This window comes from Stenotrophomonas sp. AN71 (assembly GCF_050435725.1).
Lineage (GTDB): Bacteria > Pseudomonadota > Gammaproteobacteria > Xanthomonadales > Xanthomonadaceae > Stenotrophomonas.
Genome location: NZ_JBNDKU010000015.1, coordinates 1 through 24,242, shown reverse-complemented (window position 1 = coordinate 24,242; position 24,242 = coordinate 1). Strand labels below are relative to the sequence as shown.

The following is a 24,242-nucleotide window of genomic DNA, read 5'->3' as shown; positions in this document are numbered from 1 at the left end:
TCCGCCAGATTCAGGGATGCGCCTGCAGATCATCGACCTGCAGGCGCTTCAGCATGTGTTTCCTCAGAGCTTGACGGTCACCCCCACCTGGAACCCACGTCCCGGCAGCGGCGCGATGTACTTCAGCGGCGAGTTGTGCGGGCGGGCTTCCTCGTTGAGCAGGTTGCTGCCGTTGACGAATACTTCCATCCCGGCGATGTAGGCCGTGCGCACCGGCAGTTCGCGACTGATCTGCAGATCGACCAGGTTGAACGCATCCAGCGGCACTTCCTCGCTGACGTTGCGTCCGAGGTACCTCTGGGTGTCGTAGTACGTGCTGGACAACTGCGCCTTCCAGCCTTCGCGCTGCCACTGCAGGTTGGCCCCATAGCGGTTGGTCGGCATGTTCGGCAGGTACTGGCCATCGTTGTGGGCACGCAGCGAGTCCGGGCGGTCTGCTTTGTTCTTCACCAGATCGGCGAAGGCGGAGACGTTCAAGGTGCCATAGCGGCCCAGGTCCAGCGCCTGCGACGCGTCGATCTCGAAGCCCTTTACCGTGGTGTCGGTCTGCTTCCAGTACTTCAACGGCAGGCGGTTGGCGGTCTGCACGCCGGAGTAGCCGAGGTAGAGATAGTTCTCATAGCGCATGCGGTAGGCGGTGGCCGACAGCTCGAAGCCGCCCAGATGGAACAGACCGGTCAGCTCCAGGTTCTTCGCGCGCTCCGGCTCGAGGTTCTGGTTGCCTTCTTCCTGGGTCATCACCGAGTAGTGCGCGTTGCTGGCATACAGCTCGTTGATCTCCGGCGCGCGCTGCGAGGACGAATAGCGCGCCTTGACGGCAAACAACGGGCCCAGCTCGACATAGGCGCCCAGACTGTAGCTGTTGAGCCGGTAGGAACGATCCTCCAGCCGGGTGTTGGCAGCGTTGCGTGCGGTCTTGAAGCGGCTGGGCCGCAGTTCGTGATCCACGCGTTCGTGGCGCACGCCAGCGTCGAAGGTGGCCCAGCCGAAGTCCAGCGACTCCTTCAGGAATACCGCATTGCTGCGGGTGTCCACGTCGGGCAGGTAGCGCAGCGAGCCGCTGCCGGTGACATCGCGCGACTGATGGCTGAGGCCGAGCATGCCGCTGAGCGGGCCAAGCCGCTGGTGGCTGAGCAGCACCTCGGCCTGAGTGCTTTCGAAGTCGTAGTCGTTGGCCCTGGTGGCGCCCAGCCGCTCGCCCGAGGTGTTGTCCAGCTTTGAAACGCGTAGTTCGGCGCGTTCGAACCAGGGCAGCGGATCGCGCAGCAGCGCTTCCAGCGCATAGCGTTCCTGCTTGATCACCACGCCCACCGGCAGACCATCGGCATAGTTCGAACCAAACGACAGGTTCTGCATCGAGAAGCCCGGCACGCCGTACTCGCTGTCCTTGGCGTCGATGCTGATACCGACGTAGCCACGGTCGAAGAACAGGGTCGAGCCGAATGCCACCTGCGAGTTGCGCGAGTAGCTGTTGCCCAGCCGGTGGTGATAGTCGGGCGTCACATCATTGTTGATCTGCTTCTGCACGTACGACGTCGTGCCTGGCACGTAGGCCGGGTTGGCGGGATTGATGTAGGTACGGCGCTGCCAGACCGAGGTCGGGCTGTTGGTATAGAACGAGAAATCACCGTCGGCCCAATCGGGGTTCTCGGTCATGAACTGGTCGATGTACGGCTGCGAGGCCTTGTTGTAGATCTGCTGGATGCGCGCTTCCTTCTGGCAACTGTCGGCCAGTGCGGAGTTGACGCCACCGGTGGCCGGGAACAGCCGGGTGTTGCAGACGCTGGCCTTGCTGTTGCCCGGGATGTCGTAGTGCGAGATGCGCTGGCGTGACACCTGCAGGTTGGTGGAGAGATTGCGCTGGTTGTTGAAGTTCATGCGGAAGCCCTGGGCGTCGGCCGCATTGAAGCCCTTGCGCAGGACCAGCTCCATCGACTGGTCCTTGTCTTCCATCGTGCGCGAGATCAGGCCGGAGTCGATCTCCACGCTGCCGCCGATCGCGTTGCCGCCGAAGCGCACGGTGTCAGAGGACTTGTTGACGGTGACGCTGCGCACGAACAGCGGGTCGAACGGAATGTTGATGTCACCGCTGATCGCATTCATGCCGAGAATGGACTGGCCGTCCTGCAGGATCTGCACGCGGTTGCCGCTGAGGCTGCGGATGACCGGAGCACCGGCGTTGGGCCCGAACGCGCTGCTCTGCACGCCGGAGACGTGTTCAAGCAGGTTGCCCAGAGTGCGATTCTGCGCCTGCGGGTTGTCAACGGTAACCCGGCTGTCGATGCGCGAGGGTTGGAAGGCCTGGACCTGGAGAGTGGGAAGGGTGGGCTCATCCGCGGCATACGCGCTGTGGACGGCAAACAGGATGGCTGCAGCAAGCAGGTGGCGACGCATGACACGCTCCGTGAAAATGACGTGAAATGTTATAACGTAACTATTTGTAGCGGCAAGGGCGGGACGTGCTCTCCAGCGAGGGGGTGGAGATGAGAGCGGTTCTCATATGAAAATGACGGACGATTCCCCGCAGGTGGCCCATGCACACACTCACCCTTGCCGACCTGGACCGTATGGGGCGCAGCAGCGGCTTCCGCTACCGGCTGCCTGCGCTCAGCGCTGCCTCGGATGCGCTGTGTGTGCTGGAGGGCAGGGTGGAGCAGCGCCGCCTGCGCCCGGGCGTGACGCTGGCGCTGTCGGATGTGATCGCCCACCAGCCGTTCGAGGCCACCTCGGAGTCGCCGCCGGTGTTCTCGGCGATCCTGATGCTGGAAGGTCGTGCAGGTGCGCGGCTGGGCGGCCAGGCCGAGCTCGGCCTGTGCCGGGGCGCGGGCGCGACCGTGCTGGCCGGCGCCGCGCCGATGACCGCTCTTCATCCCGCTGGCCAACGAATGCGCAGCCTGAATGTTTCGCTGGATGCACCGGCGGATCTGGATGATCCGCTGATCACAACGTTGTTGCACGGCGCGCGCCGCTTCGGCCGCACGCAGCTGCGTGGATGGCAGGCGCCCGGGCATCTCGCGTCCGCCGCCGATCAGCTGTTGTCGGGCACCTGGCACGGCGCGATGCACGCGCTGCTGTGCGAGGGTGTTGGCCTGCAGCTGCTGGCCACGGCGCTGGGCGCACCTGCACCCGAGGCATCGCCTGACCTGCGCGTTTCGGCCCGTGACCGCCGCATGCTGCGGCGGGTGATCGACTGCCTGCAGGCGTCTCCGGCGGCCGACCATCGCCTGGAGGACCTCGCACGGCTGGCCTGCATGAGCCCCAGCAGCCTGCGCCTGAAGTTCCAGCAGGAACACCAGTGTTCGGTGTTTGCGTGGCTGCGCGAGCATCGGCTGCAACTGGCGTGCGAACAACTGCGGCAGGGCTGCAGCGTGCAGCAGGCTGCGCATTTCGTTGGTTATCGGCATGCCACGAACTTCGCGACGGCGTTCCGCGTGCGCTACGGCGTCGCCCCCAGCCAGCTGCGCTGACACTGGATCAATGCTGGCAGCACGCATATGTGTGCTGCGTCCGTACATACGTGCGCTCACGCACAAATGACAATAATTCTCATCCAGCCTTTCCTTCCCGCTGGACCTCCCATGCCTGCCTGTTTCCGCCCATGTGCCCTGGCCACTGCCATCGGCATCACCCTGGCGCTACCCAATGCTGTCCACGCCATCGAGCGCCCTGCAGCGGCCCCGACCTCGCAATTGCCGACGGTGCAGGTCATCGCCGATCTCGATGGCAGTACCGGAACATCGCGCTCCTACACCACCGATTCCATGGGGACTGCGACCGGCCTGTCGCTGACCTCGCGGCAGACGCCGCAGTCGGTCAGCGTGGTTACCCGGCAGCAGATCGAAGATCGTGGCCTGCTCAGCACTGCCGATGCGCTGGCCACGGCGCCGGGCATCTCGGTCACGCGCAGCGATGCCAATCGCTATTCGTTCTCGGCGCGTGGCTTTGACATCGACAACTACCAGTTCGACGGGGTGGTGATGCCGGTGCTGTCGCCGTGGAACTTCGGCGAGAACAATCTGGACATGGTGGTGTACGACCGCATCGAGATCGTGCGCGGTGCCAATGGCCTGATGACCGGTGCCGGCAATCCCTCGGCGGCGGTGAACTACGTGCGCAAGCGACCGCTGCGGGATTTCGCTGCCAGCGGGGGCGTCAGTATCGGCCGCTGGGATGCGCGCCGCGCGTGGGTGGACGTGTCCAGTCCGCTGACCCGGGAAGGGCGGGTGCGTGGCCGCGTGGTCGCCGCGCAGGCCGAGGGCGACAGCTACACGGCGGGCCTGGACAGCACGGCGAAGACGCTCTACGGCGTGGTCAGCGTGGACCTGGGTGAAGACACCGGGCTGATTGCGGGCCTCTCCTACCAGGGCAACGACAACCGTGGTTTCGGCAGTGGCTTTGCGTTGTTCAATGCCGACGGCACGCGCACCCGATTCGATCGCTCGGTGTCGGCGACTGCACCGTGGGCGCGGATGACCACCGATACCCGCAACGACTTCTTCGATTTCAACCATCGCTTCGGCAACGACTGGCGGGCTCGCGTGTCCTACAGCCGCTCGCATACCGACATGGAAATGAAGCATCTTTACCGTGGTGGCTATCCCGATCCGGTGACCGGGGCCATGCCCAGCGGCAACAGCTTCACCCGCTACGATGGACCGGTGCGACGCGAGGCGGTCAGTGTCAGCCTGTCCGGCCCGTTCCAGCTGTTCGGCCGCGAGCACACCGTGTCGGTGGGCTGGTCGCGCTCGCGTGACGAGATCGCGCTGGGGCAGTACCGCGCGCTGGCGCCGCTGCCACCGTTGGCCAGCTATTTCGACTGGCACGGGCCGGGCACGCCTGAACCGGTGTGGGCCAGCAGCAAGACGCAGGCCGATGATCTGGACAACCACCAGAGCGGTGCCTACGCGGTAGCGCGGCTGTCGCTGGCCGATCCGCTGCATGTGATCGTCGGTGCTCGCCTGAGCAACTGGGAGACCGACCAGGTCTACTTCGGTACCCAGCGGAAGTACCGCTATCGCAACGAGTTCGTGCCGTATGCCGGTGTGGTCTGGGACCTCAACGGCTACAGCAGCGCCTATGCAAGCTACACCGGTATCTTCAAGCCGCAGAACAACCGCACTGAATCCGGGCAGATCCTCGAGCCTATCAGCGGCCGCAGCTATGAGCTGGGCCTCAAGGGCAGCTGGTTGCAGGAGCGCTTGAATGCCTCGGCGGCCCTGTTCCGCACCCAGCAGGACAACCTTGCCGAAGCGACCGGCGGGTTGGTCGAAGGCAGCACCCAGGCGGCGTACCGCGCAGTGAAGGGGGCAACGGTGGATGGCCTGGAACTGGAACTGGCCGGCGAGCCGCTGCCGGGCTGGAGCCTGGGTACCAGCTTCACCACCTTCATCGCACAGGACGCGCAGGGCAGGGCGGTCAACACCGCCAAGCCGCGCAGCCTGTTCAAGCTGTTCACCACCTGGCGGTTGCCCGGTGCCTGGGACAGGCTGACGATCGGTGGTGGCGTGGACTGGCAGAACCGCATGTACCAGACCGCAACCGCGCCCGGAAACCGCCGGGTGCCGGTGCAACAACCCGGCTACGCGCTGGTGAGCCTGATGGCGCGCTACCAGTTCAGTTCCAACGTATCGGCGGCGGTCAACATCAACAACCTGTTCGATCGTCACTACTATTCGCAGATCGGCTTCTACAACCAGGGCTGGTACGGAGCGCCGCGCAATGTGATGTTCACGGTGAAGGTCGGCTATTAAGGCACCGGTTGCCGTTCGTTCAGCGCTTTGCCTTGTGCGGAACGTGGCGGGCGCGCAGGATCCAGGGCGCTGCGCCCCACAACGCTTCACGCAGAGCCCTCTTCACTCGAACGGAGCATCGTATGAAGCTGTTGTCCGTTGTGTTGTTGTCCGCACTTTCGTTGCCGGTGGCCTCGGCGCTGGCAGTGGAGGCTTCGCCTTCGCCGTTGCTCGGACGCTGGTCGCTGGATACCGCGACGTCGGCGCTGCCCGAGGCGCACCGCCCCAGGCAGGTGGTGCTGGAGTTCAAGGATGCTGGTGCTGGACGCTGGAGCTCGCACGTGGACATCGTCCTGCACGATGGCAAGGTGATGAAGTCCGATGGCACCCTGGCGCTGGATGGCACGCCGGGTGCCTTGTCCGGCACCTATGGCGCCGACAAGGCAAACCTGAAACTGCCGGCGCCGAACACGCTGGTGATGCAGCTGGTGGACCATGGCACGCCGGCCTCCACCCGCATCTACACCGTCGCCGATGACCGCGCGACGATGACCGAAACCAAGGCGTTCTACGGCCACGACGGCACGCCGATCCTGCAGACCAACCTGTTCAAGCGGATGCCCTAGCAGCGTCCGCGATCACATGGCGGCGGGGTCGGGCTTGCCGCAGTCGATGCCGTACCTGTCGATGGCGGCCTGCATCCGCGCGCGTTCGATGCGGCCTTCGTCGGCCAGTGACTTCAACGCGGCCAGCACGATGAAATAGCGGTCCACTTCGAAGAAGGTACGCAGCGATTCACGCGTATCGGAGCGACCGAAGCCATCGGTGCCGAGCGCGATGAAACGGCGGTCGTTGATGAAGGGGCGGATCTGGTCGCCGACGATCTTCATGTAGTCGGTGGCCACCACCACCGGACCTGCATGGCCCTGCAGACATTGCTGCACGTAGGGCACGCGCGGTTCTTCGGCCGGATGCAGCAGGCTCCAGCGCTCGGCGGCCAGGCCATCACGGCGCAGTTCGGTCAGGCTGGTCGCGCTCCAGACATCGCTGGCGATGCCGAAGTCCTGCAGCAGAAGTTCGGCCGCGGCCTCCACTTCGCGCAGGATCGCACCGCTGCCCATCAGCTGCACGCGTGGCTGCGAGGCGTTGTCGGCGGGAGCCGGGTGCAGCAGGTACAGGCCTTTCAGGATGCCGGCCTCGGCGCCTTCGGGCAGTGCCGGCTGCGGGTAGTTTTCGTTGAGCACGGTGATGTAGTAGTAGATGTCTTCCTGCTCGACATACATGCGGCGCAGCCCGTCGTGGATGATCACCGCCAGCTCGTAGTTGAAGGTCGGGTCGTATGACACGCAGCTCGGGATCACCGACGACAGCACGTGGCTGTGGCCGTCGTCGTGCTGCAGGCCTTCTCCCATCAGTGTGGTGCGGCCGGAGGTGGCACCAAGCAGGAAGCCGCGGGTGCGCGCATCGGCGGCGGCCCAGGCCAGGTCGCCGACACGCTGCAGGCCGAACATCGAATAGAAGATGTAGAACGGAATCGTGGCCAGGCCGTGGTTGCTGTAGGCGGTACCGGCCGCGATCCACGAACAGATTGCGCCGGATTCGTTGATGCCCTCCTGCAGGATCTGGCCGTCCTTGGCTTCCTTGTAGTAGCTCAGCTGGCCGGCGTCCTGCGGCGTGTACAGCTGGCCGAGATACGAATGGATGCCGATCTGGCGGAACAGACCCTCCATGCCGAAGGTGCGCGACTCATCAGGCACGATCGGGATCACCCGCTTGCCCAGTTCCGGGTCCTTCAGCAGGCTGGTGAGGATGCGCACGAAGCCCATGGTGGTGGACTGGCCACGATCGCCGCTGCCCTGCAGCTGGGTGCTGAAGAGCGACAGCGGCGGCAGCGGCAGCGGGCCGACCGTGGTCAGGCGCGCCGGCAGCTGTCCGCCCTGGATGCGGCGGCGTTCGGCGAAGTAAGCGGCTTCGACGCTGCCCGGTTGCGGGCGCAGATAGGGCATCTCCTCGAGCTGGTCGTCGTTGACCGGCAGGTCGAAGCGATCACGGAACGCGCGCACTGCTTCGGCGCTCATCTTCTTCAACTGATGGTTGATGTTCTGGCCTTCGCCGGCTTCGCCCATGCCGAATCCCTTGACCGTCTTGGCCAGGATCACCGTCGGCCGGCCGCTGGTGTTCACCGCCTGCTGGTAGGCGGCAAATACTTTCTGCGGATCATGGCCGCCACGTGCCAGCGCCCAGATCTCGTCGTCGCTCATGTGCGCGACCTGCTCCAGCAGCTCCGGGTAGCGGCCGAAGAAATGCTCGCGCACATAGGCGCCGCTCTGCGACTTGAAGGTCTGGTAGTCGCCATCCACGCATTCCATCATGCGCTGGCGCAGCAGGCCGCTGTGATCGCGCGCCAGCAGGTCGTCCCAGCCACTGCCCCAGATCAGCTTGATCACGTTCCAGCCGGCCGCGCGGAAGGTGCCCTCCAGTTCCTGGATGACCTTGGCGTTGCCGCGCACCGGGCCGTCCAGGCGCTGCAGGTTGCAGTTGACCACGAACACCAGGTTGTCCAGCCGCTCGCGCCCGGCCAGCGAAATGGCCGCAAGCGATTCGGGCTGGTCCATCTCACCGTCGCCGAGGAACGCCCAGACCTTGCGGCCCTGGTGTTCTTTCAGACCGCGGTATTCCAGGTAGCGCATGTAACGCGCCTGGTAGGCCGCGGTCAGCGGGCCCAGGCCCATCGATACGGTGGGGAACTGCCAGAACTCCGGCATCAGGCGAGGGTGCGGGTACGAGGACAGGCCGTCGCGGCCGGCTTCGCGGCGGAAGTTGTCCATCCGTGCGGGGTCGATGCGGCCTTCCACGTAGGCGCGGCCGTAGATGCCTGGCGCGGAATGGCCCTGGATGTAGATCATGTCGCCGTCGAAGGTCTCGGTGCGGCCACGGAAGAAGTGGTCGAAGCCCACGTCGTACAGCACGGCCGCCGACTGGTAGGTGGCGATGTGGCCGCCAACGTTGGAGTGCTTGCCGGCGCGCAGCACCATCACCATCGCGTTCCAGCGGATCATCGCGTTCAACCGGCGCTCGATGGCGAGATCACCCGGATAGGCCGGCTGGCGCTCGATCGGAATGGTGTTGACGTAGGCGGTCCAGGCGCGGGTATGCAGGTCGCCGTGCTGCTGGGCGTCGAGCTCGCTCAGCTGATCGATCAGATAGTGCGCGCGCGGCCGGCCGCTGGCCTGCATCACCGCCTCCAGCGATTCACGCCACTCGCGCGTTTCCAGGGGATCGGTATCGAAAGGGATGTGGGCTTGGTTCATGGCTGTCTCCAGAGGGCGCCGGTCGGACCGCTGCCTGGGCGACAACACCGGCAGGGCGCACAGCACTGGAGCGGGGTCGCAACGGCGGGGCCGTGACGCGGGAGGTGGCCTGGGTGACCACCGAGGAGACAAGCGTAGGTGCGTGCCTGGATTGCGGGTAGACGGGCGCGGCTTGGGTCTGCGCCAATCCAGTGTTGTTTCGCTTGTGTGGAGCCGAGCCATGCTCGGCTGCTTTTCCCATTGATCAGGAGAAGCAGTCGAGTACGACTCGACGCCACAAGGGCACGACCGTTCAGTCGTGCTCGAAGCGCAACGGTTCGCTGCCCATCGCCGGATCGCTGGTGCCGGGACGGCCATCCTCGGTGCGCCCCGCCAGGCGCAGCATGCTCTCACCTGCGCTGATGTGCAGGTCATACCAGCCGGCAGTGGGCGCGGCGTCCCACGCCAACGAGGTTTCCGCGCGTGGAGGCAACGCCAGCGCCTGCTCGGGCATGTGCCCGGCGTAGGCCCCGGCCTGCACGCGCAGCGGCTGTGCACTGTCAGCCAGGTTGCGCAGGTGCAGCCGCAGTTGGCCATCGGCGTGATCGATTGAAGCCTGCACCGCGGGCCCCTTGGCCGCACCCAGGAAATGGCGGTGGAAGCCGTTCGGGCCCAGCAGCCACAGGTCATAGCGACCGTGGGCATCCAGCGGCCAGCGCTCCCGCAGCGGCGCACCCGGCACCAGTGTGTAGCGCCGTGGCACGGCATCCAGCCGCAGCCGATCGTACACATGCAGCACTGCCGCCGCGCCGTCGCAGGACAGCGCCAGATCCAGGCCCGAGGCATCGATCGAGGCCAGCGATGCCTCGGGCCGGTAGGGCAGGGCGCGTGCCGGGCGCACGCCGCTTTCCTGCTTGGCCGGCTTGAGTCCTTCCGGCAAGGTCGGCACGGTGCGTCCCGGCAGCGCCGCTGCACGTGCCGCCACCGCACTTACATCTGGCAGGCCACGTACGAACGGGCGAGTATCGCGCTGGGCGAAGTCAAAGGCGTTGGTCAGGTCCCCGCAGACGGCACGGCGCCAGGGTGAGATATCCGGTGCGGCCACGCCGAAGCGGCGTTCGATCAGTCGTATGACCGAAGTGTGGTCATACACCTGTGAATCGACCCAGCCGCCACGGCTCCACGGCGAGATCACATACAACGGCACGCGCGGGCCCAGTCCGTAAGGGCGGCCACGCAGCTCAGCGGCATCGTACTTCTCGTCCCCTGGTGCCGGATGGCGGTGGTACTCGCCCTCGGTACTGACCGATGAAACGCCGGCCCAGCCGCCGTCCAGCGGCGAAGGAGGGGCCGGCGGCGGCATATGGTCGAAGAAGCCATCGTTCTCGTCGAACATCAGCAACAGCGCGGTGCGGCTCCACACTTCCGGATCGGCGGTCAGCGCGTCCAGCACGCGCGCGGTATACGCCGCGCCCTGGGCCGGGCTGGAGGGGCCGGGATGTTCGCTGCCGGCCGCGTCGGCGATGATGAAACTGACCTGAGGCAGACGGCCGTCGACCACGTCCTGGCGCAGCTGGGTCAGCCCGCGCGTGCTGACCCCACGGGCGCGCAGCTGCGGGTCATGCCCCGGCGCAGTGCGGTAGGCCTGGCGGAACGCCTCGAAACCGGCCAGCGGGTTATCTGTGAAGTTGTCGGCCATGTCCTGGTAGATCTGCCAGGACACACCCGCCTTCTGCAGGCGTTCGACATGGGTGGTCCAGCGGTATGACGCCGGGTGCCCGCCCTTTTCGGGGAAGTTGTCGTGCGAGTTGGCGATCACCGGCCCGCCAGCGCGGGCCTGCGCATCGTTGTGGCCGGTCCACAGGAACACCCGGTTGGGGTTGGTGCCGGCCTGCATCGCGCAGTGGTAGGCGTCGCAGATCGTGAAGGCGTCGGCCAGCGCGAACTGGAACGGCAGGTCGTTACGCTGGAAGTAACCCATCGAGTGGTTCTGCTTGGCCTTTGGCCACTGCCCCATGCGCCCGTGGTCCCAGGCGCGCTGTGCGTCGGGCCAGGTATGCGGGGTGCCTTCCACCCGCATGTAGCCGAAGTGCGCCGCGGTATCCAGCGGGAACGGTGCGATCGCGCGCTTGCCGCTGGCATCTGGTTGCAGCCACAGACTGCGGGTGCGGCCCCCGGCCTGCAGCGCGGCGGCGGGAGCGACGAAACGGTCGCCGAAGCCACGCACCCCTGGCAGCGTGCCGAAGTAGTGGTCGAACGAGCGGTTTTCCTGCATGAATACCACGATGTGCTGAAGGTCTTGGAGGCTGCGTGTCTGCGCGGCGGGGGCGATCGCTGCCGCCCGCGCGATGCTGGGCAGCAGCGGAGAAAGGCCGGCGGCAACGCCGGCCTGCAACAACCGGCGTCGGCCGATATCGGTCACGGGCTCACTCACAGGTCCACGCGGAAGGAGATGCCGACGGTCCGCGGTGCGCCGATGAAGGCGTTGTCACGACCGTCCACCCCTGCAAGATACCGCTTGTCGGTGAGATTGCTCACCACCAGGTTGGCGCCCATGCCCTTCAGGCGCGGCGACAGGCCCTGCAGATCGAAGCCGATGTTGGCGTTGAACACGGTGGCCGAGGGCAGCTTGTTGACGTTGGCCGCGTCCAGATAGCGGGTGCCCAGGTAGCGCCCGGACAGGCCGAAGTTCCAGTTTGCGCCCTGCCAGTCGGCCGACAGCACCAGGGTGTTCTCCGGCTGGCCGATCACCTTGGCGCCGTCGACGATGCCCAGCTGGGTATCACGCGCCGCACTGCCACTCCCCAAGTACTTGGAGCGGTTGTAGGTGTAGGCGGCGTTGATCCGCCAGCCGTTGTCCCAGCCATAGCCGAACGCCGCTTCCAGGCCGTTGCTTTCCACGCCGCCGAAGTTCTCGTAGACACCATCGGTTTCGCCGAGATAGTCGATGCCGCTGACGAAGCCGGCCGGCAGATAGACGATGCGGTTGTCGAACTTGATGTTGTACAGCGTCACCGAGGCGGTCAGCGGCCAGCGGCTGATGCGCATGCCCACCTCGATGTTGTCAGCGGTTTCCGGCTCGACGTTGCGGAAGCGCTGCGGGTCGGTCTCGCCAAGCACGCCGGACGGAATGGCAGCGAAGTTCTGCGAGAAACCGGCGAACAGTTCCATGCCTTCCACGCCCGGCGCCCAGGTGAAGCCGGTGGACAACAGCGGGTCGGACTTGGAATCGGAGGTCACGTGCTCGGCAGCACCGATCACGCGTCGACGCGACTGGTCCACGAAGAACTGCTTCACGCCCAGGCGCGCGCTGAACGGGCCGAAGCGGGCCACATCCTCGATGTAGTACATCTGCTCGTCAACCTTGTACTTGTCCTCGAACTGCACCCAGTACGGCTGATGGTCGAAGGCGATGTCCTGGCCGACGTTGAGCAGGCGGTGCCAGTCACGGCGGGCCGAGCGGTCCAGCTTCTCCACCCACAGGCCACCACGGATCGTGTTGTCGATCGTGCCGAAGGTCTGCCGCCATTCGGCGTCGGCGGTCACGCCCATGCGATCGTTGTCGTAGTGGGTGTGGCGGTAGGACTGCGCGCCCCGCACGTTGCCTGCGTAGCAGTTCGGGTCGTATTCGGCAGTGAAGCCCAGTCGCGGGGTGCAGCTGGCCAGGCGTTGTGCGGCACTGCCATCGGGATTGACGAAGAAGATCTGGCCGCGGTTGCTGCCGCCATATACCGTGCTGCCGCCGAGATATTCCGCTTCGGGGCGACCTGCGCCATCGTCGCTGACCTGTGCCAGGTAAGGCGGCAGCCAGTCGCCACGGCCCTGCATGCGATGTCCGTACGCGGCCACCGAAGCCTTGAAGCCGTTGCCGCCGTCGAATGCGGCGCGCAGGTAGCCGAAGGTGTTCTCGCGCAGCGCGCGCGAACCGGAACGGTAGTTCTGGTCCAGGTAGGGGATGCCGGTCAGTGTGCCGACCAGGTTGTCACGCTCCGGGTTGGTGGCGAACCCCTTCGGCGAAACGCTGGTGTACTCCGGCTCGTCGGCGTCGTTGTAGGACAGGTAGCCGGTCAGCGTCCAGCGGTCGAGTTCAGTGATGAACTTGCCGGCGATGTGATCGTTGCTGGCGTGGCCGGTGCCATCGATCCAGTCGTGCACCTTGGACGAGGAGGCGCTGATCCAGGCACGGGTGTGGCCAGCGAGCAGGCCGGTGTCGTAGCGCACGTAGTACTTGCTCGCATCGTTGTCGCCGGCGCCGATCACGAAGCGCAGGCGGCTGTCCTGCAGCGGATCGCTGGTGAGGAAGTTCAAGGTGCCGCCCAGCGCCTCGTTCGAGCGTGAGGAGATGTCAGCGGTGCCCTGGCTGACTTCCACCGTTTCCAGGTCCAGGGTGTCGATGTAGCGGTTGGCCAGCGAGCCGCCACCGTAGCCGGAGCCGCCGTTGGGCAGACCGTCGATGGTGGTGCCGATCTGCTGCGTGTCGCGGTTGGTGACGAAGCCTCGCATGCTGATCTGCGTACCCCACACCGACGAGCCGGTGGCATCGGCCTCGCTGACCACCACGCCCGGCACTTCGTTGAGCGCATCGTTGACGCTGCTCATCACCGTCTGCCGGTTGAGCGTCTCCGCGCGCACCGACGTCTTGGCGTAGCTGGTGGCCTGGCCGATCACCTGTACCTGGTCCAGGGTGCGGGCATCGCTGCTGCGCGCTTCGGTCGCGTCGCCCTGCGGTGCTTCGGCCAGGGCGTCCAGTGCGGGGGCGATCAGCAGGGCAAGCAGCGAAACACGGGGAAAGCGCGCAATCGTTCGCATCGAAACCGGACCTTCAGGTAAGGGAAGCTCCGGAGTGTCGGCAGTGCCAATGACATCGGCATGACGTACAGATGCAGGATGCGTGTTGTGCGATGGACGGCACGCCCGCCACGTGCAACTCAGTAGCGCGCGTCCTTCGGCTTCGGGTCGCGGGGCCAGTCCTTGGTCTTGTTGGCGAAGTCCGGCCGCGGCTGGTGGATGACGTAGCCAGCGATGTCCACCGCATCCTGGTCGGGCATCACCCGCTGCCCCAGCGGTGGTTCGCGAGTCACTGCCGGCGGCATGTTGTGCTTGATGAAGCCGGCCGCCTTGTACAGGCGCGCCATGCCGGCGCCGATGTTGAAGCTGCGATCACCCCACAGCGGTGGGAATGCGATGTCACCGCTGGCGTCACGCCGGCCTTCGCCGCTGTCGCCATGGCAGGCGGCGCACTGCGCTGCATACAACGCCTGGCCGCGGATGGGATCCGGAGTCAGTGTGCTGTCGATCGGTCCTTCGCTGGGGGCGGCTACGCGTGCGCCTTCCGGTACCGGGCTGCTGAGCCATGCCATGTAATCGAGCATTGCGCGCATCTGCGGCGAATCCTTCGGCAATGGCTTGCCATTCATCGATCGCTGCAGGCAGCCGTTGATGCGCTCTGCCAGGCCGATCACCTTGCCCGGTCGCGGCATGTAACGTGGGTAGGCACCGCCACCGGTGTTGAAGTAGTGGTTGCCGAATGGCCGCTTGCCCTCCGCCATGTGGCATGAGTTGCAGTTCAGATCATTGCCGACGTTGTCAGGCAGCAGCCGCGCGGTCTCGTTGAGGATACGACGGCCGAGCATCACCGATCCGGCATTGCCGAGGCCTGCAATCTCTTCGGCGCTGGGCGCTTGGTAGTGCCCGACCACCTTGTCCTGCGCATCGAGGATGTCGAGCGTGCCGGCCACTGCCGCATCCAGGTCCAGATACAGATGACGGTAGGCGAGGGTGCCGGCCGCGGCCAGCAGCGCAACGGCGATCGTGCCGCTGATCAGCGCGCGTGAACGCTTGCGAGAACGCGTACGCGAACGCTTCATCGTGCGGTCTCCTGTGGAACGAAGTGCACTGGCTTGTCGCGCACCACCCGGCGCATGCGCGCCACGTCGATCTCGCTTACCGCGCTGGCCTGGTTGCCCCAGCTGCTGCGGATGAAGGTCAGGATCTGTGCCAGCTGTGCATTCGGCAGCTGCTCGAACCCGGGCATCGTGAACGCCATGCGGTCATGGGGGGTATGCGGTGTGCGGCCACCGATCAGGGTCACCTGTACCAGCGAACTGGGGTCGTCGGCGAACACGATCGAGTTGCCGGCCAGCGCTGGATAGACGCGCGGCATGCCCCGGCCGTCGGCGCGATGGCAGGCCTGGCAGTGCTCGGCATAGGCCAGCGCGCCGGTCACACGATAGTTGCCGCTGCGCAGTGCTGCAGTGGTGATGTCGATGCCCGGCGACCACTGCGCACTGCGTCCTTCGCGCGCGGGCAGCTGTTTCAGGTAGCGGGCCATGGCCAGCAGGTCGGCGTCGGACAGGTACTGCGTGCTGTGCTCGACCACGTCGGCCATGCCACCGAAGGCGGCCGAACGGTCGGTTCGGCCGGTGCGCAGGAAGTCGACGATTTCGCCCTCGTTCCAGCTGGCCAGGCCGGTGGATTCATTGCGCAGGTTCTTCGCATACCAGCCTTCGAGCACTGAGCCGGACAGGAACTGGCGCCCGCCATCATCGGCCATCGCCTTTTCCTGGAACGCCAGGCCGCGTGGCGTGTGGCAGGCGCCGCAGTGGGCCAGGCCTTCTACCAGTTCGGCGCCGCGCTGCTGGCCGGCATCCAGCGATGGGTCCGGGCTGAAGCTGCGCGGGCGCGCGAACAGCAGCTGCCACCACGCCAATGGCCAGCGCATGTTGGCCGGCCAGGGAATCGTGCTGTCGGCATTGCTCTGCTTCACCGGCTGCACCGCTCCCATGAAGTAGGCGTACAGCGCCTTGATCTCGGCGTCGCTGGCGATCACGTAGGAGGCGTACGGCATCGCGGGATACAGCGGTTGGCTGTCGTGGCGGATGCCGCGGCGCACGGCACGCTCGAAGTCGGCGTAGGCGTAGTCGCCGATACCGGTTTCGGGATCAGGCGTGATGTTGGTCGAGTAGATCGTGCCCATCGGCGTCTGCATGCCGAGGCCACCGGCGAACGGCTTGCCACCCGGTGCGGTGTGGCAGGCCGCGCAGTCGGCCGCGCGCGACAGGTACTGGCCCTGTGCGATCAAGGTTGGATCATGGATGTCGACCTGTGCCGTCTGTCGTGGCGCGAACCAGTAGGGTGTCGTGCGGGCGATGCCATACGTGGCGGCCACGGTGGCGGCCAGGGCAAGGGCGAGCTTGAGCGAGGTGCGCATGGCCGCACTGTGGGCATTGCCGCGCGCGCGTTCATTGATCCGGATCAATGACTGAACAGGTACCGCTTGTGCACCAAGCTGAATCGTTCCTGCGCTGTCATCAAGCCGTCATCGGGGTGCGATAGAACGCCCGCGGCGACGTCGTTACCCTGCCACGCTGTCGTACCTTCTCCCTGATTGCCCATGAAGCGCCTGCTGCTGTTGTTGCTGGCGTGCGCCGGCCTGTGGCTGGCTGCATGCTCCTCTTCGATCAATGCCTCGTCCACCTCGCTCGCCGATCGTCTGATCGCGCCGGGTGGGGTATCGACCCTGCTCGATCGCCCGCGCATCGCCGCGGCCATTGCCGAGCTGCCCAACCGCCATGGCTTCGCACCGGGGCGCGATGGTGTGCCGATCTTCTGGCGCGTGTTCGACCCGGGCGACTACGGCGCCCGCTACCACTACCTGCCACAGCGCCACGAGAACGGTCTGCCGTTGGATACCGGCCTGAGCCTGGCCGTGCCGCAGCCGTTCCGTGCACAGGCGCCGCGCGGCACCGTGGTGGTGCTGCACGGCTGGATGATGAATGGTGATTCGATGCTGCCGTGGTCGCTGCAGCTGGCCGAATCCGGCTACCGGGTGATCAGTCTTGATCTGCGCAACCATGGCCAGTCCGGCACCGGCCCGTCCGGCTATGGCACTTACGAATCCGACGACGTGGTGGATGTGATCGGCGAGCTGCGCGCGCGCGGTGAAGTGACCGGTCCGCTGTACCTGTTCGGCGTGTCCTATGGCGCAGCGACGGCGGTGTTCACTGCCGACAAGCTGGGCGATCAGGTGGCCGGCGTGGTGGCGATGGAATCGTTCGCCAATGCCGGCGTGGCGATCCGCACGATGATCCCGCACCTGATGGGGCTGCAGCCGGAAGGATTGAAGGCGCAGGCCGTGGCGTCCTATGCGCGCTGGCGCTATGGCGGCCAGGACATCAACCAGGTGATCGCCACCGCCAGCCGCCGCATCGACGTCGATCTGGACCGCGTGGACGTGGCGCGCGCGCTGGCCGATACCCGTGCCTGCGTGCTGCTGCTGCACGGGCAGGGCGACCAGCACATTCCGGTCAGCCAGGGTCGCGAGCTGGCCCTGGCCAATCCGCGCGCGCACTACATCGAGATGCGCGGTGAGGACCACATCACGTTGCCGCTGCGGTTGGACCTGCTGGCCGGCGTGGTCGATGACTGGATGGCGCGCGACGAACACCACCCCAAAGCCGCCTGCCCGGCCCCGCAGCTGCCGGCCCAAGCCGAGTGGCTGACACGCACCTGATAAAAAGGGGACGGAGGGGATTAAGTCGTTTCCAGCCCACTTGGGTCACGTACGACTTAATCCCCTCCGTCCCCTTTTTGTGTCAGGGCAGGCGGTTTGCCAGCGCGCGTGCAGATGCGGCCACGCCGAGCAGCAGCGCGGCCACACACAGGAACGCGAAACCGAGGCTGGTGGCATGCGCCAGTGCACCGATCGCGGCGGGTCCGGCGAGGATGCCCGCATAGCCGAGCGTGGTCACTGCGGTGATGGCGATGCTCTCGGGCATCACCCGCTGCTGGCCGGCCATCGAAAACAGGGCAGGCACGATGTTTGCGCAACCCAGCCCGACCAGAACGTAGCCCACCAGTGCCACCGGGAACGACGGCACCAGCGTGGCGAGCGTGAATCCGGCCGCTGCAGTGATGCCGCCGATGACGATCGTGCGGGTACGGCCCAGGCGCTCGACGAGGCCATCGCCGAACAGGCGCATTGCCGTCATTGCCAGCGTGAACACGGCGAAGCCCGCACCGGCCTGGTCACGCGGTACCTGCCGCACCTCGGCCAGGAACACCGCACTCCAGTCCAGCATCGAGCCTTCGCCGAGGAACACCACGAAGGCCAGGACACCGATGAACAGCACCACGCCATGCGGCAGGGCCAGCATCGGGCCTTCATGCAGGATCCGCTGCGGGCGCCAGTGCGGGGCCGACAGCACGGCAACCAGCAACAGTGCCATCACCGAGGCCAGTGCAGCCATCCACAATGGCGTTCCCAGAATCAGCAGTCCGGTCATGCACCCCGCGCCGACGAAACCACCGATGCTGTAGAAGGCGTGGAAGCCGGACATCATCGGTCGCCCGGCGTCGCGCTCGACCGCCACGGCCTGCATGTTCATCGCACAGTCCAGCGCGCCAACGCCGGCGCCGAACACGAACAGGGCCGCGCCCAGCGCCAGCGGCGACGGCGCCAGTACCAGCACGGGCAGGGCACACAACATGATCGCGCAGGTGATGACCATCACCCGGCGGCAGCCCAGCCGCCCGGTCAGTGCGCCGGCCAGCGGCATCGCCAGCAACGACCCCAGTCCCAGGCACAGCAGCACCGCGCCCAGGCTGCCATCGGTCAGACCGGCCTTGGCCTTGGCGTAGGGCACCATCGGTGCCCAGGCGGCGGTGGCAAATCCAGGGATGAAGAAGGCGGCACGGGTGGCATGCTGCTGGGCACGGGGGGATGGGGGCGTCATGCGCGTTCGAGGGCTCCAGTGAATGCATCAATGAAAACGTTTTCATGGTGGATCGGCAAGTGCCATGGACGACGTCGAACGACGCATACGATTGCAGTGTCCCGATTGCGTCACCAGTGGTTAACGCCGCACAGGGACAGTGGCTGCACGGTCCGCATTCCGCTTGGCCGCTTCCGGAGATCTGCGCATGAGCACTACACCGACCATCCTCCTCGTCCATGGTTTCTGGGGCGGCGCTGCACACTGGGCCAAGGTGATCCTGGAACTGCATCGCAAGGGCCATGACCGCGTGCAGGCGGTGGAGCTGCCCCTCACCTCGTTGGCCGATGATGCTGGCCGCACGCAGAAAATGATCCGCCAGATCGACGGGCCGGTGCTGCTGGTCGGGCATTCCTACGGCGGCGCGGTGATCAGCCAGGCAGGCAACGAGGCCAACGTGAAGGGACTGGTCTTCATCGCAGCGTTCGCACCCGATGCCGGCGAGAGCCCGGGCGGCATCACCCAGCAGCATCTGCCCGAGGCCGCCCCCAACCTGGCGCCGGACAGCGATGGCTATCTGTGGCTGCGCGCGGACAAGTTCCATGAAAGCTTCTGCCAGGACCTGACGGCCGACGAAGGCCGGGTGATGGCGGTGACCCAGAAGGCGCCGCTGGCCAGTACCTTCGGCGATGCGGTCAGCGACCCGGCGTGGAAGCACAAGCCCAGCTGGTACCAGTTGTCCCGCCACGACCGGATGATCGCGCCGGCGAACCAGAAGGTCATGGCCGAGCGGATGCAGCCCAAGCGCCTGCTGGAACTGGATGCCAGCCACGCCTCGCTGGCGTCGAAGCCGGCCGAGGTATCCGCCCTGATCCTTGAAGCCTGCGCCGCCGTGGGCGGTTGATCCCGCGCCATCGCTGCGCACGACAGCATGTTGCACGACAGCCGGGGCGCAGGGGAGTACACTCCTGCGCCTGCGGCCACCTGGCCGAATCCCCATCCCCTCCAGCCGCCGCCAGAGGATCCCACCCGATCGTGGAGGTCCTGTCGTGTCGTCTGTGCCTGTTCGTTTTCCGCTCCCGTTTCCGCGTCGCCTGCCGCTGCCGCAGGCATTGGCCCTGGGTCTGCTGCTGGTCGCACTGACCGGTGGCACTGCTGCCGCCCAGTCCACGCCGGAAGGGGACAAGGCCAAGCAGACGCCGGCCTCGCAGACCCTGCAGACCGTGCAGGTCACGGCCAACCAGCTGGGCACCATCACCGAAGGCAGCGGTGCCTACACCCCGGGCACCATCGCCACCGCCACCCGCCTGGTGCTGACGCCACGGCAGACGCCGCAGACCATCAGCGTGATCACCCGCGCGGAGATGGATGACTTCGGCTTGAGCGGCATCGATGACGTGATGCGGGTGACCCCGGGCATCAGCATCGTCACTTACGACAGCGAGCGGACCGAATACTACGCACGCGGTTTCGCTGTGCAGAACTTCCAGTACGACGGCATTCCGATGTCGCGTGACTCGGCCTATTCGGCAGGCAACACCCTCAGCGACACCGCCATCTACGACCGCATCGAAGTGCTCAAGGGCGCCACCGGGCTGTTGACCGGCATGGGCGATCCCGGTGCGACCATCAATCTGGTGCGCAAGAAGCCGGGCAAGGACTTTGCCGGCAGTGCAACGCTGGGTGTGGGGCGCTGGGATGATTACCGCGCCGAGATCGATGTCGGCGGCCCGCTGACCGCCGATGGGCGCGTGCGGGGCCGTGCGGTGGGTGCCTGGCAGGACAAGCATTCCAATCTCGATTACTACCAGCGCACCGGCAAGGTCGGGTACGCGGTACTGGAAGCCGATCTGGGCGAGCGCACGCTGCTGACCGTGGGTGGCGATGCGATGGACAGCGATCCAAAGGGCTCGACCTGGGGCGGTATTCCGCTGCTGGACAGTGCCGGCAACTTCAATGAGATGCCGCGCTCGTTCAACAACGGTACCCGCTGGAGTGGCTGGCGCCAGTATGTGCGTACCGGCTTTGCCACGCTGGAGCACACCTTCGACAACGACTGGGTGGCCAAGCTGCAGCTCAATCACCAGGTCAACGGCTATGACGCCGCACTGGCGGGCGCGGCCGGCGGCAATCCTGACCCAGTCACCGGCGAAGGCGTGTCGCTGTGGTTGGGCAAGTACGTCGGCAAGACCGTCAGCAACGCTGCCGACTTCTACCTGAGCGGTCATTTCGGCCTGTTCGGCCGCGAGCATGAACTCGTGGTGGGCGGCAGTGCTTCGCGCAAGCGCTGGACCAATACCGGCTACTCGCCGCAGCCGGGCTACCCGACGGAAGTGCCCAACTACCGCGCATGGCAGGGTGACATTCCCGAGCCGCAATGGCAGCGCGGCTACGGCAATGATGAAGTGACCCGCGAGAACGGCTTGTATGTGGTCGGCCGCTTCGATCTGGCCGATCCGCTGAAGGTGATCGTTGGCAGTCGCCTGGCCAGCTACCGCTCGCCGGATACGCGCGAGACCGGTGTCTTCGTGCCGTACGCCGGCGTGGTCTACGACCTGGGCGAGCACTATTCGGTGTACGCCAGCTACAGCACCATCTTCAAGCCGCAGGGGCAGCGCGACGAACAGGGCAAGGCGTTGGATCCGCTGGAGGGCCGCAGCTACGAGATGGGCCTGAAGGCCGAGTTCCTCGATGGCCGCTTCAATGCCAGTGCAGCGCTGTTCCAGCTTGATCAGGACAACTTCGCCCAGCCCACCGGTGGCAAGACGCCGGACGGGCAGGATGCCTATCGCGCCCTGATGGGCGTGCGCACCAAGGGCTACGAGCTTGAGATGTCGGGCCAGCTGGCCGAGGGCTGGCAGGTGCAGGGTGGGTTCTCGCACAAGATCGCCCGCCAGGCCGGTGGCAAGGTGACCACGCTGGAACCGGAGAACCAGTTCAGCCTGCACACCAGCTATCGCCTGCGCGGTGACTGGAAGGGGCTGACGCTGGGTGGCGGCGCGCGCTGGCAGGATTCCACCTTCGGCGCGATCACCAACCCGGCCACCAACGCGCAGGTCGTGCATCGCACCCAGCCGTACTGGCTGCTCGATGCGATGGCACGTTATGAATTCAACGATCGCCTGTCGGCCACACTCAATGTCAACAATCTGCTGGACAAGCGCTACTACACGATCTTCAGCTGGTACAGCACCTATACCTGGGGCGAGCCGCGCAACGTGCGGCTGGCGATGACGTACAGGTTCTGACGCAGGTACAGGAAAACGCCCGCGAGGCTTGATGGCATCGCGGGCGTTTTCGTTACAGCGGCAGGTCGAACACCAGCACTTCTGCGTCGTTGCCGTTTTCCAGGGTCAGCTGTGCCTCGTCGCTGACCTGCAGTGCATCACCGGCTTCCAGCGTGATGCCGTTCACCTGCAGCTGGCCACGCGCCACCTGCACATAGGCGCCGCGGCCGTTGCCGAGAGCATGGTGCAGCTTCTGGCCGCCATCGAGGATGGTGGCGAAGATGCGGGCATCCTGGTGGATGCGCAGCGAACCGTCGGCACCGTCGGGCGAAGCGATCAGGCGCAGCTGGCCGCGCTTGCTGTCCGGCGTGAAGTGGTTTTCCTCGTAGGACGGGGTGATGTTCTCCGTGTCCGGGAAGATCCAGATCTGCAGGAAGTGCACCGCTTCGTCGGCCGAGTGGTTGAACTCGCTGTGGGTGACACCGCTGCCGGCGCTCATGCGCTGCACGTCGCCGTAGCGCAGCACCGAACCGGTGCCCATCGAGTCCTTGTGCTCCAGTGCACCGCCCAGCACGTAGGAGATGATCTCCATGTTGCTGTGGCCGTGGGTGCCGAAGCCCTGGCCGCCGATCACCTTGTCCTCGTTGATCACCCGCAGCGGGCCGAAGCTGACGTAGCGCGGGTCGTAGTAATTGGCGAAGGAGAAGGTGTGGCGCGAGGACAGCCAGCCATGCTCGGCCAGGCCACGGGTAACGCTCTTGCGGATCTGCAGCATGATGGAATCTCCTTGTTCGATGGTTTCGATGGGGCGGGGTGGGCCGCTGGCCACTGTGTTTCCCCGTTGGAGAGAAGTATCCGCTTGCGCGCCGGGTTTGAAAAACGGATAGTTTTGACAGCCATCATCGAAAAATTCGAATGCTCAAGCTCAGCCTCGATGCCCTGCAGATCCTGGACGCCATCGACCGCCGCGGCTCGTTCGCCGCAGCCGGCAAGGCGCTGCACAAGGTGCCTTCGACCATCTCCTACACCGTGGCCAAGCTGGAGGAGGACCTGGGCGTGCAGCTGTTCGACCGGGTCGGCCCGCGCGCCGAACCCACCGAGGCCGGCCGCGCGCTGCTGGACGAGGGGCGGCATCTGCTGCGCGCGGCCCGTGAGCTGGAACTGCGGGTGCGCCGGGTGGCGTCGGGCTGGGAGACGGAGCTGACCCTGGCGGTGGACTCGGTGTTCCCGACCTGGCTGCTTGGGCCGGACATTGCCGCGTTTCGTGAGGCGCAGGCACCGACCCGGTTGCGGTTGATCGGCGAGGCCCTGTCCGGCACCTGGGAGGCATTGCTGGACCGACGTGCCGATCTGCTGGTCGGCGCACCGGGCGAGGGGCCGAGTGGCGGCGGCTACGTGGTCGAGCCGCTGGGCACGGTGGAGTTTGTATTCGCGGTGGCACCCGGCCATCCCTTGGCCGCGATGAAAGGCGTACTCGGTCGTGAACAGCTGGTCGAGCATTGCGCGATTGCCGTCTCCGATTCAGCGCGACGGCTGTTGCCACGTACGGTCGGCCTGCTGATGGGGCAGGAGATGCTGACGGTGCCGGACATGGCCAGCAAATTGAAGCTGCAGTGCGAAGGCGTTGGCTTCGGCTTCCTGCCCGAGCCTTGCGCGCGTGCGGCGGTGGCCCGTGGCCAGCTGGTGATCCGCGAAGTGGAGGAGCACAAGCCGGAAGAGACCTTCTGGCTGGCCTGGCGCACCGGAGAGGACGGTGCGGCACTGCGCTGGTGGAGAGAGCGACTGCGCAGGCCTGAGCTGCTGTCGCAGTGGTGGCAGGCGATGGCCCAGGGGTAGGTGTATGGCAGGGCTGCGCCCTGCACCCGCGGTAGTGCCGGCCGCTGGCCGGCAACAGCTACAGCAACAGCTGGTTTCCTGTGGGTAGGCGGGGTGGGTCCGGTTGCGGGGGGCGCCGTAAACCCGTCCCTGGGGGCTTGGCCGCGGCATCCATGCCGCGGACACCCCCGCAACCGGACCCACCCCGCCTTTGACAGAATTCCGCTGCTGTTGGTAGGTGTCGACCTTGGTCGACACAGTAGATCCACGCCATGCGTGGATGCTCTTCGATCAATTGTCGAGATATTCGATTGGCGTGGATCTACCCGATCGCTGAAATCTGTCAGAGGTGGGGCGGTGGGGGGGGGGGGGGGGGGGGCCCCCAGGGGGGGGGGGGCCACCCCCCCCCGGCCGGGGGGGCGGGGGCCCCCCCCCCCCCCCCCCCCCCCCCCCCCCCCCCCGGCCCGG

At 66.2% G+C, this 24,242-nt stretch carries 15 protein-coding genes; 7 read left to right on the top strand and 8 right to left on the bottom strand.

The window, feature by feature from the left end; genetic code table 11:
- Positions 1-63: 63 nt before the first annotated feature.
- Positions 64-2,394: a TonB-dependent receptor gene (locus tag ABH900_RS18710; RefSeq protein ID WP_429624630.1), complete on the bottom strand. Its 2,331-nt coding sequence runs from the start codon at positions 2,392-2,394 to the stop codon at positions 64-66.
- Between the two features lie 140 nt (positions 2,395-2,534).
- Between ABH900_RS18710 and ABH900_RS18705 the strand changes: the two genes are divergently transcribed.
- The 3 genes from ABH900_RS18705 to ABH900_RS18695 all read left to right on the top strand — a co-directional run bounded on the left by ABH900_RS18705 (position 2,535) and on the right by ABH900_RS18695 (position 6,355).
- Positions 2,535-3,467: a helix-turn-helix transcriptional regulator gene (locus ABH900_RS18705; RefSeq protein WP_429624628.1), complete on the top strand. Its 933-nt coding sequence runs from the start codon at positions 2,535-2,537 to the stop codon at positions 3,465-3,467.
- 111 nt (positions 3,468-3,578) lie between these two features.
- Positions 3,579-5,750 carry a TonB-dependent alcaligin siderophore receptor FauA gene (fauA, locus tag ABH900_RS18700; RefSeq protein WP_429624627.1) on the top strand — a complete coding sequence of 724 codons (2,172 nt, stop codon included), beginning with the start codon at positions 3,579-3,581 and terminating at the stop codon, positions 5,748-5,750.
- A gap of 122 nt (positions 5,751-5,872) precedes the next feature.
- On the top strand, positions 5,873-6,355 hold the full coding sequence (locus tag ABH900_RS18695) for a LuxR family transcriptional regulator (RefSeq protein ID WP_429624626.1): 483 nt from the start codon (positions 5,873-5,875) through the stop codon (positions 6,353-6,355).
- Between the two features lie 12 nt (positions 6,356-6,367).
- Here ABH900_RS18695 and aceE read toward each other — a convergent pair whose 3' ends face one another.
- The 5 genes from aceE to ABH900_RS18670 form a co-directional block, all read right to left on the bottom strand.
- Positions 6,368-9,040, bottom strand: coding sequence for a pyruvate dehydrogenase (acetyl-transferring), homodimeric type (aceE, locus tag ABH900_RS18690; RefSeq protein WP_429624624.1), 2,673 nt, complete (start codon positions 9,038-9,040; stop codon positions 6,368-6,370).
- Positions 9,041-9,332: 292 nt separating this feature from the next.
- Entirely contained in the window at positions 9,333-11,441 is a 2,109-nt protein-coding gene (locus tag ABH900_RS18685; RefSeq protein ID WP_429624623.1) for a phosphocholine-specific phospholipase C, read from the bottom strand.
- 8 nt (positions 11,442-11,449) lie between these two features.
- The gene (locus ABH900_RS18680; protein WP_429624622.1) at positions 11,450-13,828 is read right to left on the bottom strand and encodes a TonB-dependent receptor; all 2,379 of its coding nucleotides are present in this window, start codon (positions 13,826-13,828) and stop codon (positions 11,450-11,452) included.
- A gap of 119 nt (positions 13,829-13,947) precedes the next feature.
- On the bottom strand, positions 13,948-14,886 hold the full coding sequence (locus tag ABH900_RS18675; RefSeq protein WP_429624620.1) for a c-type cytochrome: 939 nt from the start codon (positions 14,884-14,886) through the stop codon (positions 13,948-13,950).
- A complete protein-coding gene (locus ABH900_RS18670; protein WP_429624619.1) occupies positions 14,883-16,229 on the bottom strand; it encodes a c-type cytochrome in 1,347 nt (448 codons plus the stop codon). The genes ABH900_RS18675 and ABH900_RS18670 overlap by 4 nt, the downstream gene beginning before the upstream one ends.
- Before the next feature lie 183 nt (positions 16,230-16,412).
- Between ABH900_RS18670 and ABH900_RS18665 the strand changes: the two genes are divergently transcribed.
- The gene (locus ABH900_RS18665; protein ID WP_429624617.1) at positions 16,413-17,531 is read left to right on the top strand and encodes an alpha/beta hydrolase; all 1,119 of its coding nucleotides are present in this window, start codon (positions 16,413-16,415) and stop codon (positions 17,529-17,531) included.
- A gap of 82 nt (positions 17,532-17,613) precedes the next feature.
- On the opposite strand, the gene ABH900_RS18660 is transcribed toward ABH900_RS18665, so the two are convergent.
- Positions 17,614-18,753, bottom strand: coding sequence for an MFS transporter (locus ABH900_RS18660; RefSeq protein WP_429624615.1), 1,140 nt, complete (start codon positions 18,751-18,753; stop codon positions 17,614-17,616).
- Between the two features lie 187 nt (positions 18,754-18,940).
- Here ABH900_RS18660 and ABH900_RS18655 point away from each other — a divergent pair, with 187 nt between their 5' ends.
- Both ABH900_RS18655 and ABH900_RS18650 read left to right on the top strand, forming a co-directional pair.
- Positions 18,941-19,636: an alpha/beta hydrolase gene (locus tag ABH900_RS18655; protein WP_429624613.1), complete on the top strand. Its 696-nt coding sequence runs from the start codon at positions 18,941-18,943 to the stop codon at positions 19,634-19,636.
- 145 nt (positions 19,637-19,781) lie between these two features.
- A complete protein-coding gene (locus tag ABH900_RS18650) occupies positions 19,782-21,980 on the top strand; it encodes a TonB-dependent siderophore receptor (protein WP_429624612.1) in 2,199 nt (732 codons plus the stop codon).
- A gap of 52 nt (positions 21,981-22,032) precedes the next feature.
- On the opposite strand, the gene ABH900_RS18645 is transcribed toward ABH900_RS18650, so the two are convergent.
- Entirely contained in the window at positions 22,033-22,734 is a 702-nt protein-coding gene (locus tag ABH900_RS18645) for a pirin family protein (RefSeq protein WP_429624611.1), read from the bottom strand.
- A 140-nt stretch (positions 22,735-22,874) separates the two neighbouring features.
- On the opposite strand from ABH900_RS18645, the gene ABH900_RS18640 reads away from it, so the two are divergent.
- A complete protein-coding gene (locus ABH900_RS18640) occupies positions 22,875-23,795 on the top strand; it encodes a LysR family transcriptional regulator (protein ID WP_429624609.1) in 921 nt (306 codons plus the stop codon).
- Positions 23,796-24,242: the final 447 nt, after the last annotated feature.

Excerpts from the sequence above, each read along its gene's own strand:
- ABH900_RS18710 (WP_429624630.1), bottom strand. The coding sequence starts at position 2,394 with ATGCGTCGCCACCTGCTTGCTGCAGCCATCCTGTTTGCCGTCCACAGC.
- ABH900_RS18705 (WP_429624628.1), top strand. The coding sequence starts at position 2,535 with ATGCACACACTCACCCTTGCCGACCTGGACCGTATGGGGCGCAGCAGC.
- fauA (WP_429624627.1), top strand. The coding sequence starts at position 3,579 with ATGCCTGCCTGTTTCCGCCCATGTGCCCTGGCCACTGCCATCGGCATC.
- ABH900_RS18695 (WP_429624626.1), top strand. The coding sequence starts at position 5,873 with ATGAAGCTGTTGTCCGTTGTGTTGTTGTCCGCACTTTCGTTGCCGGTG.
- aceE (WP_429624624.1), bottom strand. The coding sequence starts at position 9,040 with ATGAACCAAGCCCACATCCCTTTCGATACCGATCCCCTGGAAACGCGC.
- ABH900_RS18680 (WP_429624622.1), bottom strand. The coding sequence starts at position 13,828 with ATGCGAACGATTGCGCGCTTTCCCCGTGTTTCGCTGCTTGCCCTGCTG.
- ABH900_RS18675 (WP_429624620.1), bottom strand. The coding sequence starts at position 14,886 with ATGAAGCGTTCGCGTACGCGTTCTCGCAAGCGTTCACGCGCGCTGATC.
- ABH900_RS18670 (WP_429624619.1), bottom strand. The coding sequence starts at position 16,229 with ATGCGCACCTCGCTCAAGCTCGCCCTTGCCCTGGCCGCCACCGTGGCC.
- ABH900_RS18665 (WP_429624617.1), top strand. The coding sequence starts at position 16,413 with ATGAAGCGCCTGCTGCTGTTGTTGCTGGCGTGCGCCGGCCTGTGGCTG.
- ABH900_RS18660 (WP_429624615.1), bottom strand. The coding sequence starts at position 18,753 with ATGACGCCCCCATCCCCCCGTGCCCAGCAGCATGCCACCCGTGCCGCC.
- ABH900_RS18655 (WP_429624613.1), top strand. The coding sequence starts at position 18,941 with ATGAGCACTACACCGACCATCCTCCTCGTCCATGGTTTCTGGGGCGGC.
- ABH900_RS18645 (WP_429624611.1), bottom strand. The coding sequence starts at position 22,734 with ATGCTGCAGATCCGCAAGAGCGTTACCCGTGGCCTGGCCGAGCATGGC.
- ABH900_RS18640 (WP_429624609.1), top strand. The coding sequence starts at position 22,875 with ATGCTCAAGCTCAGCCTCGATGCCCTGCAGATCCTGGACGCCATCGAC.